The sequence below is a fragment of the Streptomyces sp. NPDC005374 genome (assembly GCF_042872225.1).
Lineage (GTDB): Bacteria > Actinomycetota > Actinomycetes > Streptomycetales > Streptomycetaceae > Streptomyces.
This window is the reverse complement of sequence record NZ_JBIAKA010000011.1, coordinates 278,574-292,617: the sequence shown is the minus strand read 5'-3', so window position 1 is coordinate 292,617 and position 14,044 is coordinate 278,574. Positions and strand designations below refer to the sequence as shown.

Genomic DNA, 14,044 nt, shown 5'->3' with positions numbered 1-14,044 from the left:
GAGTGAACTCATGCAGCACCGCAATCTGGGCTCTCAGGGCCTGCGCGTCTCGGCACTCGGCCTGGGAATCATGGGCATGTCCATGGCCTACGGCGCCTCGAACGACGACGAGGGCATCGCGACGATCCGCCGCGCCCACGACCTCGGGATCGACTTCTTCGACACCGCCGAGCTGTACGGCGCCGGTACCGGCAGCAACGAGATCCTCCTGGGCAAGGCGGTCAAGGGCTTCCGCGACGAGGTGGTCCTCGCCACCAAGTTCGGCTTCGACATGACCGCCCCGCTGCACAGCCCCGGCTTCGACAGCCGTCCGGAAAACATCCGCAAGGTCGCCGAGAACAGCCTGCGCTACCTGCAGAGCGACCACATCGACCTCTTCTACCAGCACATCTCCGACCCTGACGTTCCGGTCGAGGAGGTCGCCGGCGTGGTTGGCGAGCTGATCGCCGAGGGCAAGGTGAAGTACTTCGGCCTGAGCAACGTCGGCCCCCAGTACATCCGCCGCGCCCACGCCGTCACTCCGGTCTCCGTGCTCCAGTACGAGTACTCGCTCTTCGAGCGGGAGGTCGAGGAGAAGATCCTTCCCGTCCTGCGGGAACTCGGCATCGGCCTGGTGCCCTACTCCCCGCTCGGCCGCGGCTTCCTCGCCGGCCAGATCAAGCCGGCCGGCGAATACCCCGCGGACGACATGCGCAGCTGGGACGAGCGTTGGCAGGGCGAGAACTACACGTACAACGTGCACGCCATCGAACAGCTCAAGAACCTGGCCGACACCGAGGGCATCACCACCGCCCAACTCGCGCTGGCCTGGCTGCTCGCGCAGGGCGAGGACATCGCGCCCATCCCCGGCACCCGTAGCACCAAGCGCCTCGAGGAGAACGCCGGCGCCGTCGACGTCCAGCTCTCGGCCGCCGATCTGGCCCGCATCACCGAGATCCTTCCCCACGGCTCGGCAGGCAGCCGCTACCCCGCTGCGCTGCTGTCCAGCTTCACCACAGACTGATAGCGCCGGATCTCTTCCGGGTGCGGAACGGGAAGACAGCGGAACGCTGAGATGTGGTCCAGGACACCCCGGGGCGGCTCGGCCCCGTCGTGACGTGACGGTGTTCGCCTTCCGCTGCGTCGACCACCGCGGTCATACCCGCTCCGCAGCGCCACCCAGGCCGGAGTTCCTCTGGTCCTGTCCCATTTGCCAGCTGCGGATCAATGGATCCGCCCAACGGCTGGACGTCGCGCCGCAGGTGAGTCTGCTGGCCGCGTCGCGCGAGTAGCTGGGTCTGACCGGTACGAAGAACGGCTGTGACCGGGGGCGTGCGGCGCCTGCACGGTGCCGGCCGACGGCCGGCGGATCAATGCCTGCCTGGCGCCGGCGGTGCAGTACCAGGGCCGTGAGATCACGACCATCGAGGGGGTCGACCACCCGCTGCAGGAGGCGTTCGTGCTGTGCCTGCGCGACGAGACAGTGGTCGACCCGATCGGCGGCAAGCGCAACCCCGAACCGCGCTCCACGCGCGAGGGGCGGTGGCTGGTCGGGACCGGGTGGCCACGGCGTTCCACCCGTCGTTGACGATGCCGGCGGACGTCCCGACCTGGACCGTGCCGTCGGCGGCGAAACCCGCTCCCTGCTGCACGCCGGCCGCACCCGCACCTTCGACATCGCGGCGAGCGGAGCGAGATGGGGTCCCCCGGACGGAGTCTGGGGGAGGATCCCACTGCGAGCCCGGCCTGAGCGTTTCGTCGAGTCGAGCGTGCCGCCGCCGCGCATGCTCGTCTTCGGCACGATCGACGACAGCCGCAGCCCGGCCGGCGCCAGCAGGGTATGGACGTCGGCGCGTCGTCGGGAAGACCGCCGGAGGCCGTTACCGGTTCAGCAAGGGCAACGGGGCGAAGGTGTGCCGCTCCCACAGTCGTCGCGAGGCCTCCTCGGGATATGCGGTGACCTTCGGGGTGGCGTCGAGGATCCGCACGAGGCGCTCTTCGGTGTCGTAGGCGGGCCAGCCCGGGTCTCCTGTCGTTGCGAAGGCGGCCCAGGCGGAGCGGAACTGACTGGAGAGCGCCTCGGTCTCGGGTGACGGTGTGGGGCCGATCAGCATGTCGCCGAGGCCGCCGTAGATGCCGAAGGTCAGGGGCACGTCCAGGCCGTGGCAGGCTCCGAGGGCTCCGCCGTTCGCGGGAGCGGGCCAGGTGAGCTCGTACACGTGTGCCCGACCGCCCCCGGCCACGTGCGCCTCCGCCAGATGCAGCGAGGGCATGCGGAACAGCCAGTCGGACTGGACGAGTTCGAACAGGTACTCCGCGGAGGCATCCGGGAATGCGGCGCGGTATGCCTGCTCGGCGTCCGCTGTCGGGCCGAACAGACCGAGGGTCAGTGAGGCGAGGCCGTCGTCCACGCGGCCCAGCAGCCCGCCCAGCAGGAGAAAGAGCCGGAACTCGTCCCGGTTGTGTCCGACGATCAGGTCCACGTCCCGCGCGGCGCCGCTCGCCAGCGCCTCCCACGGCGTGGAGGCGAGGACGTCGCCGTCGACGACGGGTGAGAACGGGGTGGGGGTGAAGGCCACGGGGCCCCAGCGGTGCGCGTACTCACGCATCCTGGGGCCGAGTGCGGCCCCGGCCTCGGTCAGCTTGCGCGGGTCCACGGCCGACAGATCGTCCACCGTCGGGCGCAGCCCGAGTGCGCCGGCCATGACCTCGGCGATGTCCGCCGCCAGCGCGTCGGAGAAGAACGTGCCCGGCACGCTCTGCGCGATGGCCCGCCGGAACAGCCCTCGCGCCCGGTCCATCGCCATGAGGGCGGCGATGGACCCGGCGCCGGCCGACTCGCCGAAGACGGTGACCTGTTCCGGATCGCCTCCGAAGGCGGTGATGTTCTCGCGCACCCACTCCAGGGCGGCGACCTGGTCGAGCAGACCACGGTTGGCGGGCGCGCCCTCGATCCGCAGGAACCCCTCGATCCCGACCCGGTAGTTCAACGTGACCACGACCATCGCGCCCTCCCGGGCGAGGCGGCTGGCATCGTAGGCCGGGTCGTCGGCGGAGCCCAACTTGTAGGCACCGCCGTAGATCCACACCATGACGGGGCGGCGTGCGGCCGGATCCGGGTCCGGTGTCCACACGTTGACGGTCAGCCAGTCATCCCCGGCCGGCGCGGTTCCGGGGGGAGCCGCGTCGGGGCCGAACGGCTCCTGCGGGGGCGGCGGACCGAACGTCAAGGCATCCCTGACGCCGTCCCAACGGTCCACCACTCGCGGCGCACCGAAGCGCAGCGCGCCCACCGGCGGCTGGGCGAACGGGATGCCACGGAAGACCGTGAGCCCCTCCTCGTGGTGGCCGCGCACCGCGCCCGCCACGGTCGTGACCTCGGGATATCCGTCGATGCTCATGTGTCTCCTCATTCGATCGCCCTTCGACCGCCATGCGGCTGCCGGTCCGCACAGGGGAAAGGGCACACAACGCCATTGACACGCACCCGACCCGAGCCGACACTCATAGCCAGCTCGCAGTGAACCACATTTCACCAGGCGAACACACTGTTCTTGTCCCGGGCCCCACCCCATCTCCAAGGACGAAGATGCGTACCTCCGCTGTGTCCCGTCCCCCTCGGCACACCTTCCGCACGGTCTTCCCGGTGCTGGCCCTCTGCTGGCTGGCCGTGTTCTTCGACGGCATGGACGTCAACATCTACGGCGCCGTCATGCCCCACATGCTCGACGACCCGCAGCTCGGGCTGACCCCGGCCACCGCCGGAACCATCGGCAGCTGGACCACGTTCGGCATGCTCATCGGCGCGCTCACCGCCGGCAATCTCACCGACTGGCTCGGTCGGCGCCTGATGCTCGTCGCCAGCGTGACGCTGTTCTCCGTCGGCTCGGCCGTCTGTGCCCTGGCCCCCGGCGTCGGTCTGTTCGGCGCCGGGCGGTTCGTGTCCGGTCTCGGCCTGGGCGGGCTCATGCCGCTGTGTCTGGCGATGGTGATGGAGTTCGCACCGCCACGCCGGGCCGCCCTCACGACCGCCCTGCTGATGACCTCGTACCACTTCGGAGGGATGGCGGCGACCGGCCTGGGCCTGACCCTGGCGCCGGCCGCGGGCTGGCGCTGGGTGTTCTGGGCGGGCGTGCTCCCGGCCGTGGTCGCCGTACCGCTGCTGCTCAAGCTGCTGCCGGAGTCACCGGGTGTACTGCTGGCGCGCGGCGAGCGGGAAGAGGCCGACGCGGTCGCGGACCGCTACGGCATTCCCCGCCCCACCGTCGTCGCCGCCCCGGCGGCCGGTGCGGCGGGCCGCCTCGCCGCCGTGCGGGCACTGTTCCGGCCGCAGTCACGCTGGGCCACCCCGCTGCTGTGGCTGGCCTCCTTCAGCGGACTGCTCCTCGTCTACGGCGTGAGCACCTGGCTGCCGCAGATGATGCGCGCCGAAGGCTACGGCCTCTCCTCGTCCGTGAGCTTCCTGCTCGTCATCAACGCCGGAGGCATCGTCGGCCTGCTGATCGCCGGCCGCACCGCCGACAGGTTCGGCACGGTGCGCGTGTCGGCCATCTGGTTCGTGCTCACCGCCGCCGGCGCCCTGCTCCTCAAATCCCATCTCCCGCTGGGAGTCACCTACCTCGTCGTCGCCATCACCGGAGTGTGGCTGTTCAGCGCACAGGTCATGGTCTACGCGGCCACCAACACCGTCTACCGCGACAGCGAACGCGCCGCGGGTCTCGGCTGGGTCACCGGCATCGGCCGCACCGGCGCGGTCGTCGGCCCCTGGCTGATCGGCCACCTCGCCACCAGCGGCAACCAGAGCTGGGGCTTCACCGCCTTCGCGGTGGCCGGACTGATCGGCGCCGTCGCGATCTCCCTCGTACCACTGGCACAGCGGGCAGGCAGGGGCGACGCCTCCGTCCCGGCTTCCCGCACGGTGGCCACGGCCGCCGCAGGTACCGCGGACAGGTGACGCCCGCCCTCGCCCCCTCAAGCACCGCCTCACTCCCACACCCCCACCTCGAAGAGGAGTCGGCATGCATCTGCGTATTCGGACACCCCTGGGGCACCTCCCCCGAGCCTTGGCGGCGGCTGCCGCGGCCGTGGCCCTGATCACGGCCACGGCGGCCACCAGTACCTCCCCGGCGCGGGCCACCGCGGATGTCGAGGTCACCAAGAACCTCGCCTACGCCCCCGCGCAGCCATCCGGCACCCAGGGCCACCTGCTCGACCTGTACGTCCCCCGCTCCGACCGTCCGCTTCCCCTGGTGATCTTCACCAGCGGCTCGGGCTGGCTGGCCGACAGCGGCCGCACGGGCGCCGACAAGGTCGCCGCCGAGCTCAACCCGCATGGGTACGCCGTCGCCGGCGTCGCGATCCGCTCCAGCGGACAGGCTCGGTTCCCGGCCCAGTTGTACGACATCAAGGGCGCCATCCGCTGGCTGCGTGCGCACGCCACGACGTACCACCTCGACCCCGGCCGCGTCGCGATCATGGGTGACTCATCGGGTGGCTGGACCACAGCGATGGCCGCCGTCACCGGGAACCTCCCGGCACTGGAGGGCGACGTCGGGCCGCTCGGCCCGTCCAGTGCCGTCCAGGCGGCCGTGCCGTTCTACCCGCCGACGGACTTCCTCCAGATGGACGCGCACATGCCGGACAACTGCACGGCGTTCAACTCGGCCTTCGGACTGACGAACTGCCACTCCGACGCCCGATCACCCGAGTCACGACTGCTCGGCTGCACCATCACGGCCTGCCCCGCCAAGGTCGCCGCCGCCAACCCGCTCACCTATACAGGGAATCGGCCCACCCCACCCTTCCTGATCCTGCATGGCGAGCAGGACACGATCGTCCCGTACCACCAGAGCCGACTGCTGTACGACAAGCTCGCGACGTCGGGCAACGATGTCCGCCTGATCTCCTTCCCGAGGGCCGGACACGGCACGGACTTCGCCATGCTGAGCGACGACGCGACCCGCGAGGGCGCCTATGAGGAGACCGCGCACAGCGGGCAGGCCTCGTCACCGCGTTCGGTGACACCGACCTGGCAGACCGTCATCTCCTTCCTGGACCAGAGCCTGTCCGCCAGGCCGCCGCACTGAGACTCACTCCGTCCGGCACCGACGGACGTTCAAGACGCCGGGCGGCTGAGGCGATGCCGGTGCTGCAGGGTGATGGCCGGGCTGCCCGGTGTCGGCAAGGGCACGCAGGCCGGGTACCCCCGCCAGGACGGCCGGTCTCCGCCGTGCCGGGTGTGTAAGCGGCGTGAGGGCGGATACGCGCACAGACATGAGCAGCTATCCGGACAACACCGTGGGCAACCGGGCCGCCTTACCGCCCGCGAGCGCACGCCGCGATGGGGCGATGGCCGGAACGCGAGGCGCGGGAGCCGTTCCGCTGCAGCCCAGACGGGACGGCGACGGGGGTCTGGCCCATGTCGTGGAGACCCTGCTGGACAAAGGACTGGTCCTCAACGCCGACATCATGGTGTCGGTGGCGGGGGTGGAACTGCTCGGCATCCGTCTGCGCGCCGCCCTGGCCTCGTTCGAGACAGCCGCTCACTACGGGCTGGAGTTCCCCTCCGGTACGGACACGGAGACGGCCGCCTGGCGGCAGGCGCGGGTGGCGAAGGAGACATGCCCCCAGTGCGACAAGCGTGCTCCCGTCGAGCAACTGCTGCGGGAGTACTGCCCTTGGTGCGGTTGGCGCAGTGCCCAGGCCCGCCTGACGGAGCAAGCCGCCTCCGGTCCCGTCCCTCTCGACGGCTCTGCCGCCGGTGGTGACCGCGCGAGCGTGGAGGCCGGGGACGAGGCGGCCCGGCGTGACGGTTGAGCCAACGCCCCTGCGTCCGACGCGTGACCCCCGGGTGACACTGGACGACCTAGTGGAGGTCCTGCTGAACAAGGGCGCGGTTCTGCACCTGGACCTCATCGTCGCCGTGTCGGACGTCCCGTTGATCGGGGTCAGTCTTCGGGCGGCCGTCGCCGGTATGGAGACGATGATCGAGTACGGCATGATGCGGAACTGGGACGAGGCGACCCGGGCCTGGGCCGAACGGTCCGCCGCGCGCCGCACGATCGACCTGCGCGACGGCGAGAGAGTCATCAGCCGCATGAGCGGCGGACACCTGCTGACACAGGGGCCGAACCACACGTGGCGGCCCGGCATCGTCTGGTTGACCGACCGGCGTCTGGCCGTGGTGCGGGACGAGCCTCGGGAAGTCCTGTGGGAGAGCGAACTCGGCGTGGTCCGGGGTGTCCGACTCGCGCCGGAGCCCACGGTGGGCGGCGAGGAACGCCTGCGGGTACGGGTGGCGCTGGCCGACGGTACGGAGGAACTGCTGTCGGCCCAGGACCCGGAGGGCCTGCACGACCGTCTCATCGACGCGTGCGCGGGCCGTTTGGACGACGCGGTCTGGCACACGTCACCGGCTGTCGAGGAGCGGCCGCTGGCGGAGGGGCGGCTGTGGTTCCACGAACCACGCCGCGGCGGCCCGTTGTGGCGCGGCGGGCAGGGGCGACTCACCGGCGAGGCACTGACGTGGAAGTCCCCCATGGATTCCCGACCCGCCCTGGTCGTACCCACCGCGGAGATCACCGGTGTGCGCCGTACGGCGAACGGGACCAGCCCCGCCGGGGACGGCGAAGTGCTCGTCCTACGTGCCACGGGGTGGGGCGAAGTGCTGCTGGCCGCGGGCGACTCGGTGCCCTGGACGCAGGCGCTGACGCAGGCACTGACCACGGCGGGGTCCATGCCGCCGGCCGCATGACCGTACGGCGTACCGTGACACAGAAAGGTGGGCAGTCATGCCCCTGACCGTCGACGAGAAAAGCCTCAAGCACGGCGTGCTGTCTCTGGTGGTCACGCTGGTGGAGGTCATCCAGGAGGCGCTCGAACGCCAGGCTCTGCGCCGTATCAACGGAGGCGATCTGACGTTGGAGGAGAGCGAGCGCCTGGCCGACGCCCTGCTGGAACTGGACGAGGCGATGAACCAGATCAAGGACGACCACGGCATCACTTCCTCCGTCGCGGACCTGCACCGGGGCCTGGACGAGGTGGTCGACGACGTGGTCGACAAACTCGTCAACCCCCGGCGCTGGGCCGAGGAGGCCGGCGCATGACCGGGGAACAGGCCCTGTACGTGTACGCCTTGCTCCGTCCGGAGACAGCGACCACCGATGACGTCACCGGTCTCGACGGGTGTCCCACACGGCTCGTACACGCCCCGGGCACAGACATCGCGGCCCTGGTGCACGATGCCCCGGCCACCCCGTACCAGGGCAGTGACGACCAGGTCCGCCGCTGGGTGAGCCAGCAGAGCGAGGTCGTCACCACCGTGTGGGAACGGACCGGCAGTGTCCTGCCCATGACCTTCAATGTCCTGGTCGCCGACGAGCCGTCCCCGGCGGGCGGGTCCGCGGGCGGCCGGAAGGCGGCCGAGCGACTGACGGATTGGATCGCCGAACGGGCAGCCGAACTCGACGAACAGCTCCGCACACTGGCCGACCGGTGCGAACTGCGCGTGGAGATAGCCCTGGACCGCAGCGCCCTCGGCGCCACACCGGCCTCGCAGACAGACGCGGCCTCGGCGTACCGCTCGGCGGGAATGCGCCGGCTCCTCGCCAAACAGGAGGAACAGACCGCCAGGCAGACGGCCGAGCGGCTGGCCGACGAGGTGCACGCGGAAGTCCGCGGCAGACTGCTCGCCATCGCTGAAGACCTGCGGGACCGCGGCCGCACCCAGCAGTCTCCGGACGAGACACACGTGTTGTCAGCGGCCCTCCTCACCCGGCAGGAGGACATCGACACCGTGGGTGGAGTCCTGAGCGAACTCCAGGCACGCCAACCCGCCGTGCGTATCCGTTTCCTGGGCCCCTGGCCTCCGTATTCCTTCACCGAACTGCCGGATCCCCCGACACCCGCGGCCCTGCTCGCGGGGCAGCCTTCGGCCGGTGCACGCTCTGATCCGTCCTGACCAACGAATCCCGGCCGGATCGACGCCACGCCGGAGGTGCATGAACTGGTGGGCCGGATCGTCCCGGCCTCCGCCGTGCGCGCGGTCGCGGTCGGCCCACCGCTGAACCGTGGTGCGCGCGACCTGGGTACCGATACCCCCGGCATCGGATGCCGACGGCGGCCAAGGCGTCGCTCATGCACCGGGCACCTTCAGCCGTCGGGTCACTAGCGGCACCACGCCGACGCGACCGCGTCCGACTGCTCGGACCAGCCCCAAACGCCTCGAAAGCCGCAGGCCCGCTAAGCTGGCACTTGCACGTTCGGCCACGACGAAGTGAACGAAATCCTTGGCACGTAGGGAAACGTGGCCTGCCGGGTGCAGGACCGCAGGTGCACAGCAGCCTTGAACGCCGGGCCGCCGACCGTGGACCACACCGACCGGAAAACAAAAGACCATGAGCAGCGCAACGAAACTTGTGGGCGTCCTGCCGGCCCCTTTCACAAGCTTTCTCGGTCGGCGGAAGGACGTCGCCGAGGTGCGCCGCCTCCTGGGGGTCGCGCGGCTGGTGACGCTGACCGGGGTGGGCGGGGTGGGCAAGACGCGGCTGGCGCTGGAAGTGGCCGCCGACTCGGTCAAGGCGTTCGGGGGCGGAGTGTGGCTGGTGGACCTGGCCGCGGTGCGTGAACTCGAGGCGGTGCCGGTCGCCGTCGCAGCCGCGCTGGGTGTGGCGGACGTGGGCCCCCGGCCGGTGCTGGAGTCGCTGGTCGCCTATCTGTCCGGGCGCCGGGGACTGCTGGTGCTGGACAACTGCGAGCATGTGGTGGAGGCGTGCGCGCCGCTGGCTCAGCACCTGCTGTCGAGCACGCCCGACCTGCGGATTCTGGCCACCAGCCGGGAGACGCTGCATCTGACCGGGGAACACGTGTTCGCTGTCACGCCGCTGCCGGAGGCGGACGCGACCGAGCTGCTGCGGCAGCGCGCCTCCGCGGTGCGCCCCGGCTTCGAGGTCACCGACGTGAACCAGGCGTTGGTCGCCCGGCTGTGCGCGGATCTGGACGGGCTGCCGCTGGCGATCGAGCTGGCCGCTTCCCGACTGCGCACCCTGTCGGTGCAGCAGGTGGTCGAGCGGCTGGAGGACCGGTTCGCACTGCTGACCGCCGGTAGTCGGGCCGCCGAAGCGCGCCAGCGCACGTTGCGCGCGGCGGTCGACTGGAGCTGGGAACTGTGCAGCCGCGAGGAGCAGTTTCTGTGGAGCCGGCTTTCGGTGTTCGCCGGCGGTTTCACCCTGGAGGCGGCGGAGGGGGTCTGCGCCGGTGAGGGCATCGAGGCGCGAGAGGTCGCGGACCTGATGGACCGGCTGGTCGTCCAGTCCCTGGTCGAGCACCCCGACTCCCAGGGCACGACCCGCTACCGAATGCTGGAAACCATCCGCCAGTACGGGTGGGATCGGCTGGTGGAGGCCGGCGACGACGATCGGGTGCGCCGGCGTCATCGCGAGTTCTTCGCCCTCCTGGTCGAGCGCCTTCACCAGGAGTGGTTCGGACCGCGTCAAGCGGAGATCCTCGCCCAGCTGCGTGCCGAGCACGCCAATCTGCTGGCGGCAATGGAACCGCGGGGCGGGACGGCGACAGCAGCGGTGGCCTCCGGCTCGGGCGGGCGCCCGAAGGACGGCCCTGACGGGGGACAGTACAGCCACCGCGGGGACGGTGACCGCCAGTCACCGTTGGCGATGGCCGGTGCGCTGGTATACCACTGGGTCGCCGGGGGATTCCTCGGCGAAGGGCGGCGGCAGCTGGAACGGGCACTCTCGGCGGCTCCCGAGCCCACCCGGGAGCGGGCTCGCGCACTGGTGACCGCCGCTTATGTGGCCGAGATGCAGTTCGATCTGGCGGCGGCGGGCCAGTGGTTGGAGGAGGCCGAGCAACTGGCCGAGCGGCTGGACGAGCCGGAGCTGGCCGCACAGGCGCGGGGCCACCAGGGCGTGACGGCCCTGTACGCCGGCCGACTCGAAGAAGCACTGAGCCACGTCGAGCATGCGGTGGCCTCTCATGCCGCGCTCGGTGACCGGTTCGGTGAGGTCACCTGGCGATGCGCGCTGGCCATCTTCCAGACCATGGGAAGCGACCCTCGCGCCCTTGAGACCGGCAGGCAGGCACTCGCCGCCGCGGAGGCTCATGGCGAGCGGTGGGCCCGCGCCCACCTGCTGTCGGCCCTGGGCCGCCACGCCTGGACGCTGGGTGACCAGAACGAGGCCAGGCAACTGACCGTGTCAGGGCTCGGGACACTGCGGGGCTTCAACGAGACCATCGGGGTTGCCAAGATGGTCGAGCAACTGGCCTGGATCACCGCTTCCGGTCACGACCACCCACAGGCCGCCCGTCTGCTCGGCGCCGCCCGTTCACTGCGCAACGACGTCGGCATCACCATCGCCACAGGCGATCCGCGCGACGAGGAACACCATGCCCGCTGCGAAACGCAGGTCCGCCAAGCCCTCGGCCTTGGCACCTACGAACGGGCGCTGGCGTACGGGGCCGCGCTCGGCGGCACCGAGGAGGTCATCGCCTTCGCTCTTGGCGAGGGCACACGGACCGAGCCCGCCGGTCCGTCCACAGCCGACGCCGCCGCTGCTGCCACTGCCGCCATGCTGACCCCACGGGAACAGCAGGTGGCCGCACTGGTCGCCCAGGGAATGACCAACCGCAGGATCGCCGCCGAACTGGTGCTCTCGCCGCGCACCGTCGACGGCCATGTCGACAGGATCCTGACCAAGCTCGGCTTCTCCGCCCGCGCCCAGATCGCCGCCTGGTGGACAGCACATCACGTATCCAGTCGGTAGACCGGCCCCGTACGACGAGTGCCTGAACAGCCGGTGGGGCCGGGACGGTGATACCGTCCCGGCCCCGCTGTGGTTCAACGCGCCGCCCGGTGTGGAACATCGCGCGTGAGCGGTGCGCCTTCCGTGGCCGCGGTCCTTACCAGGTCGGGTCCCAGCCGTCCGTGCCGGCCAGGGCCTTGGCTGTCGTGTACTCAGCCGCCTGGGCGTCCGACATCTGCGGCCGGTTGGAGTTCACGCCCGATCCCGGGCCGGAGTTCTTGTACTCGGTGAACCGGCCCATCTGCCAGGGGAAGTTGACGGGGTCGATCGCGGTCCACGGCTCGGCGACCTTGATCCCGGCGGGCAGTATGGAGTTGCGCACCAGCGTCTGGCCCACGGCGGTCGGCGTGTTGTGCCACGTACGGCCGAGGGTGAAGGTGTTCGCCGCAGCGATCGAGTCCAGGGTGCTGTTGGTGATCAGGAGGCCGTACTTCTTCGACGAGTCGGTGTTGGGTGCCACGACGTTGCCGCCGAGCGTCGGCCCACGGTCGATCTCGTAGATGTAGTTCCGGTCGAACACCGCGGTGGCGTCACCGAAGATGAAGTCGACGGAGCCGGTGATGTAGTTGTAGCTGAAGTACTGCCGGGTCTGTTCCGTGGGAGCCGACGACTTGGCGAGCACGGTGTCCTGGATGCCGATGAACTGGCAGTTGGTGTACGACTGCCGGTCGCCCATGGCGGCCAACGCCACGGCCTGGGTCGAGTACTGGTCGATCTCGGGGTGGTCCGCGGGATTGAACGAGTTGACGAACTTGATGCCGCTGACCGTCAGGTCCGCCGGTCGGAACGTCGCCGTGGCGCTTCCCTGGGTCCCGTACACCGCACCGGTGGCGGGGTTGATCATCCCGTGGGCGTGGCCTGCGGTGATCACGACGTCGCCGGAGTGACCGGTGGCGCCCTCGATGGTCAGGTGCGTCTTGTTCTTCGGGACGCTGATGGTCTCGTTGTAGACGCCCTTGTTGATGATGATGGTGTGAGGTGTCCCGTCCGCGGGAACGGCGTCGATCGCGCTCTGCACGGTCCGGTACTGCGCGGAGCCGTCGGCCGCCACCGTGAACGTGCCGGGCGCCGAGGGGTCGAAGAGGCTGACACCACCCAGGTCGTCTGAAGAAGATCCGGCCGAGCCGCTGTCAGCGGCCGCGATGGCGGCCCCGATGCCCGATCCGGTGCCCGTGTCGGGTGCGCTCGTACCCGCGCCCGAGTCGGCGGCCGATTGCGCGTCCGTCGAGGAGGAGGAGGACGGCTCTTCGGCGTCGAGCATCCTGCGCGTTGAGGGTTTGCCATGGGGGTTGTAGGCGACCGCCAGGTGGTGTCTGATCGCCTCGAGGGTCCCGAGGGTCAGGCCTTGGGCGATGGTGTACTGCACCCGGGGAGCTGTGATGCTGTTGAGGACCATCCTCAGGTAGCGCGACAGGCCCGACCAGTTCGTCTCGAAGTCGATCGCGGTCACGGTGCCGGTCGACCCCCCGTCGGTGACACGCACCTGTTCGCCGGCTGTGAGGGGATCGGCCCCGTGCGTCACGCGGTCGCCGATGTTGAAGGAGATGAAGTCGAACCGAGCAGCCTCGGAGAACATCTGGAGCACTCCCATGATCGCCCACGCCTGATTGCTCGGGCCCGAGACGGTGCTGTTGGTTGTGGTACTCAGCGTCGCGACCCAGGTGTCGAGGGTGTCGGGCGCGAACGACTGGCTCGCACGTGACCTACCGGCCTGGCGCTCCAGGTATGTGTAGTCCCCCTGCCTGAGGCGGTTGTCAGTCTCGGTGCTCTCCAGGATGGGGTTGGCGGGTCCGTCACCCAACCGGTGGTAGACACCCGTCTCGGTGTTGAGATAGCCGACCACGTAGAGGTTCTCGGCATTGATCACCAGAACGACCGACCCGCTGCTCGTGGTGATACGAAGCCGGAAGTAGTCGGTTTCCCGACGCTCGTCCAGGACGGAGTCGGTGAGAGTTCCGTTCGTCACCCGGTTGCGCAGCCTGCTGATCACATCGTTGTATCTCACCACCCACTGTGCACCCGTTCGCCCCCTGAAGTCCGCTTCGATGGTGTCCTCCGAGGGGGCGTTGCTGGTCGCCGCCAGTTGAACGTGGCCGAGGGGGTTGCCTGAGGCTGCCCCTGTACCGAACAGCCCGGCCCCCTGGCCGGTCACCAGCAGAGCGCCGGCGAGCGCGGTCGGGATCATTATGGATGTGCGAAGTCGGCCGAAGATGCTGCCGTCCAAGGGATGCCCCCATCCTGGTGCAAGG

The 14,044-nt window shown here is 70.0% G+C and carries 11 protein-coding genes; 9 read left to right on the top strand and 2 right to left on the bottom strand.

Going from position 1 to position 14,044, the window contains the following annotated elements; all coding sequences use genetic code 11:
• Nucleotides 1-10: 10 nt before the first annotated feature.
• Both ACFYRX_RS28300 and ACFYRX_RS28295 read left to right on the top strand, forming a co-directional pair.
• Complete coding sequence (locus tag ACFYRX_RS28300) at nucleotides 11-1,003, top strand: aldo/keto reductase (protein ID WP_389105336.1); 993 nt, start codon at nucleotides 11-13, stop codon at nucleotides 1,001-1,003.
• A 369-nt stretch (nucleotides 1,004-1,372) separates the two neighbouring features.
• Nucleotides 1,373-1,567, top strand: a complete 195-nt coding sequence (locus tag ACFYRX_RS28295) for a hypothetical protein (RefSeq protein WP_389105334.1) — start codon at nucleotides 1,373-1,375, stop codon at nucleotides 1,565-1,567.
• A 292-nt stretch (nucleotides 1,568-1,859) separates the two neighbouring features.
• On the opposite strand, the gene ACFYRX_RS28290 is transcribed toward ACFYRX_RS28295, so the two are convergent.
• Nucleotides 1,860-3,380 (bottom strand): carboxylesterase/lipase family protein, encoded by a 1,521-nt coding sequence (locus ACFYRX_RS28290; RefSeq protein WP_389105332.1) that lies wholly within the window; start codon nucleotides 3,378-3,380, stop codon nucleotides 1,860-1,862.
• A gap of 188 nt (nucleotides 3,381-3,568) precedes the next feature.
• Between ACFYRX_RS28290 and ACFYRX_RS28285 the strand changes: the two genes are divergently transcribed.
• From ACFYRX_RS28285 to ACFYRX_RS28255, 7 genes are all read left to right on the top strand, one after another.
• Nucleotides 3,569-4,933 (top strand): MFS transporter, encoded by a 1,365-nt coding sequence (locus ACFYRX_RS28285; RefSeq protein WP_389105329.1) that lies wholly within the window; start codon nucleotides 3,569-3,571, stop codon nucleotides 4,931-4,933.
• 64 nt (nucleotides 4,934-4,997) lie between these two features.
• Nucleotides 4,998-6,065 carry an alpha/beta hydrolase fold domain-containing protein gene (locus ACFYRX_RS28280; RefSeq protein ID WP_389105326.1) on the top strand — a complete coding sequence of 356 codons (1,068 nt, stop codon included), beginning with the start codon at nucleotides 4,998-5,000 and terminating at the stop codon, nucleotides 6,063-6,065.
• Nucleotides 6,066-6,252: 187 nt separating this feature from the next.
• Entirely contained in the window at nucleotides 6,253-6,795 is a 543-nt protein-coding gene (locus ACFYRX_RS28275) for a gas vesicle protein (protein ID WP_389105324.1), read from the top strand.
• Nucleotides 6,785-7,732, top strand: a complete 948-nt coding sequence (locus ACFYRX_RS28270; protein ID WP_389105321.1) for a gas vesicle protein — start codon at nucleotides 6,785-6,787, stop codon at nucleotides 7,730-7,732. The genes ACFYRX_RS28275 and ACFYRX_RS28270 overlap by 11 nt, the downstream gene beginning before the upstream one ends.
• 37 nt (nucleotides 7,733-7,769) lie before the next feature.
• Nucleotides 7,770-8,084 carry a gas vesicle protein K gene (locus tag ACFYRX_RS28265; protein WP_389105319.1) on the top strand — a complete coding sequence of 105 codons (315 nt, stop codon included), beginning with the start codon at nucleotides 7,770-7,772 and terminating at the stop codon, nucleotides 8,082-8,084.
• Nucleotides 8,081-8,938, top strand: a complete 858-nt coding sequence (locus tag ACFYRX_RS28260; RefSeq protein WP_389105317.1) for a GvpL/GvpF family gas vesicle protein — start codon at nucleotides 8,081-8,083, stop codon at nucleotides 8,936-8,938. The genes ACFYRX_RS28265 and ACFYRX_RS28260 overlap by 4 nt, the downstream gene beginning before the upstream one ends.
• Before the next feature lie 517 nt (nucleotides 8,939-9,455).
• The gene (locus ACFYRX_RS28255) at nucleotides 9,456-11,756 is read left to right on the top strand and encodes an ATP-binding protein (RefSeq protein ID WP_389105314.1); all 2,301 of its coding nucleotides are present in this window, start codon (nucleotides 9,456-9,458) and stop codon (nucleotides 11,754-11,756) included.
• Between the two features lie 136 nt (nucleotides 11,757-11,892).
• On the opposite strand, the gene ACFYRX_RS28250 is transcribed toward ACFYRX_RS28255, so the two are convergent.
• A complete protein-coding gene (locus ACFYRX_RS28250) occupies nucleotides 11,893-13,980 on the bottom strand; it encodes a pectinesterase family protein (RefSeq protein WP_389105312.1) in 2,088 nt (695 codons plus the stop codon).
• Between the last annotated feature and the right edge of the window lie 64 nt (nucleotides 13,981-14,044).

Bases quoted from the DNA above. Each gene is read 5' to 3' on its own strand.
- ACFYRX_RS28300 (WP_389105336.1), top strand. From the start codon at position 11: ATGCAGCACCGCAATCTGGGCTCTCAGGGCCTGCGCGTCTCGGCACTC.
- ACFYRX_RS28265 (WP_389105319.1), top strand. From the start codon at position 7,770: ATGCCCCTGACCGTCGACGAGAAAAGCCTCAAGCACGGCGTGCTGTCT.
- ACFYRX_RS28290 (WP_389105332.1), bottom strand. From the start codon at position 3,380: ATGAGCATCGACGGATATCCCGAGGTCACGACCGTGGCGGGCGCGGTG.
- ACFYRX_RS28285 (WP_389105329.1), top strand. From the start codon at position 3,569: ATGCGTACCTCCGCTGTGTCCCGTCCCCCTCGGCACACCTTCCGCACG.
- ACFYRX_RS28250 (WP_389105312.1), bottom strand. From the start codon at position 13,980: ATGATCCCGACCGCGCTCGCCGGCGCTCTGCTGGTGACCGGCCAGGGG.
- ACFYRX_RS28260 (WP_389105317.1), top strand. From the start codon at position 8,081: ATGACCGGGGAACAGGCCCTGTACGTGTACGCCTTGCTCCGTCCGGAG.
- ACFYRX_RS28275 (WP_389105324.1), top strand. From the start codon at position 6,253: ATGAGCAGCTATCCGGACAACACCGTGGGCAACCGGGCCGCCTTACCG.
- ACFYRX_RS28280 (WP_389105326.1), top strand. From the start codon at position 4,998: ATGCATCTGCGTATTCGGACACCCCTGGGGCACCTCCCCCGAGCCTTG.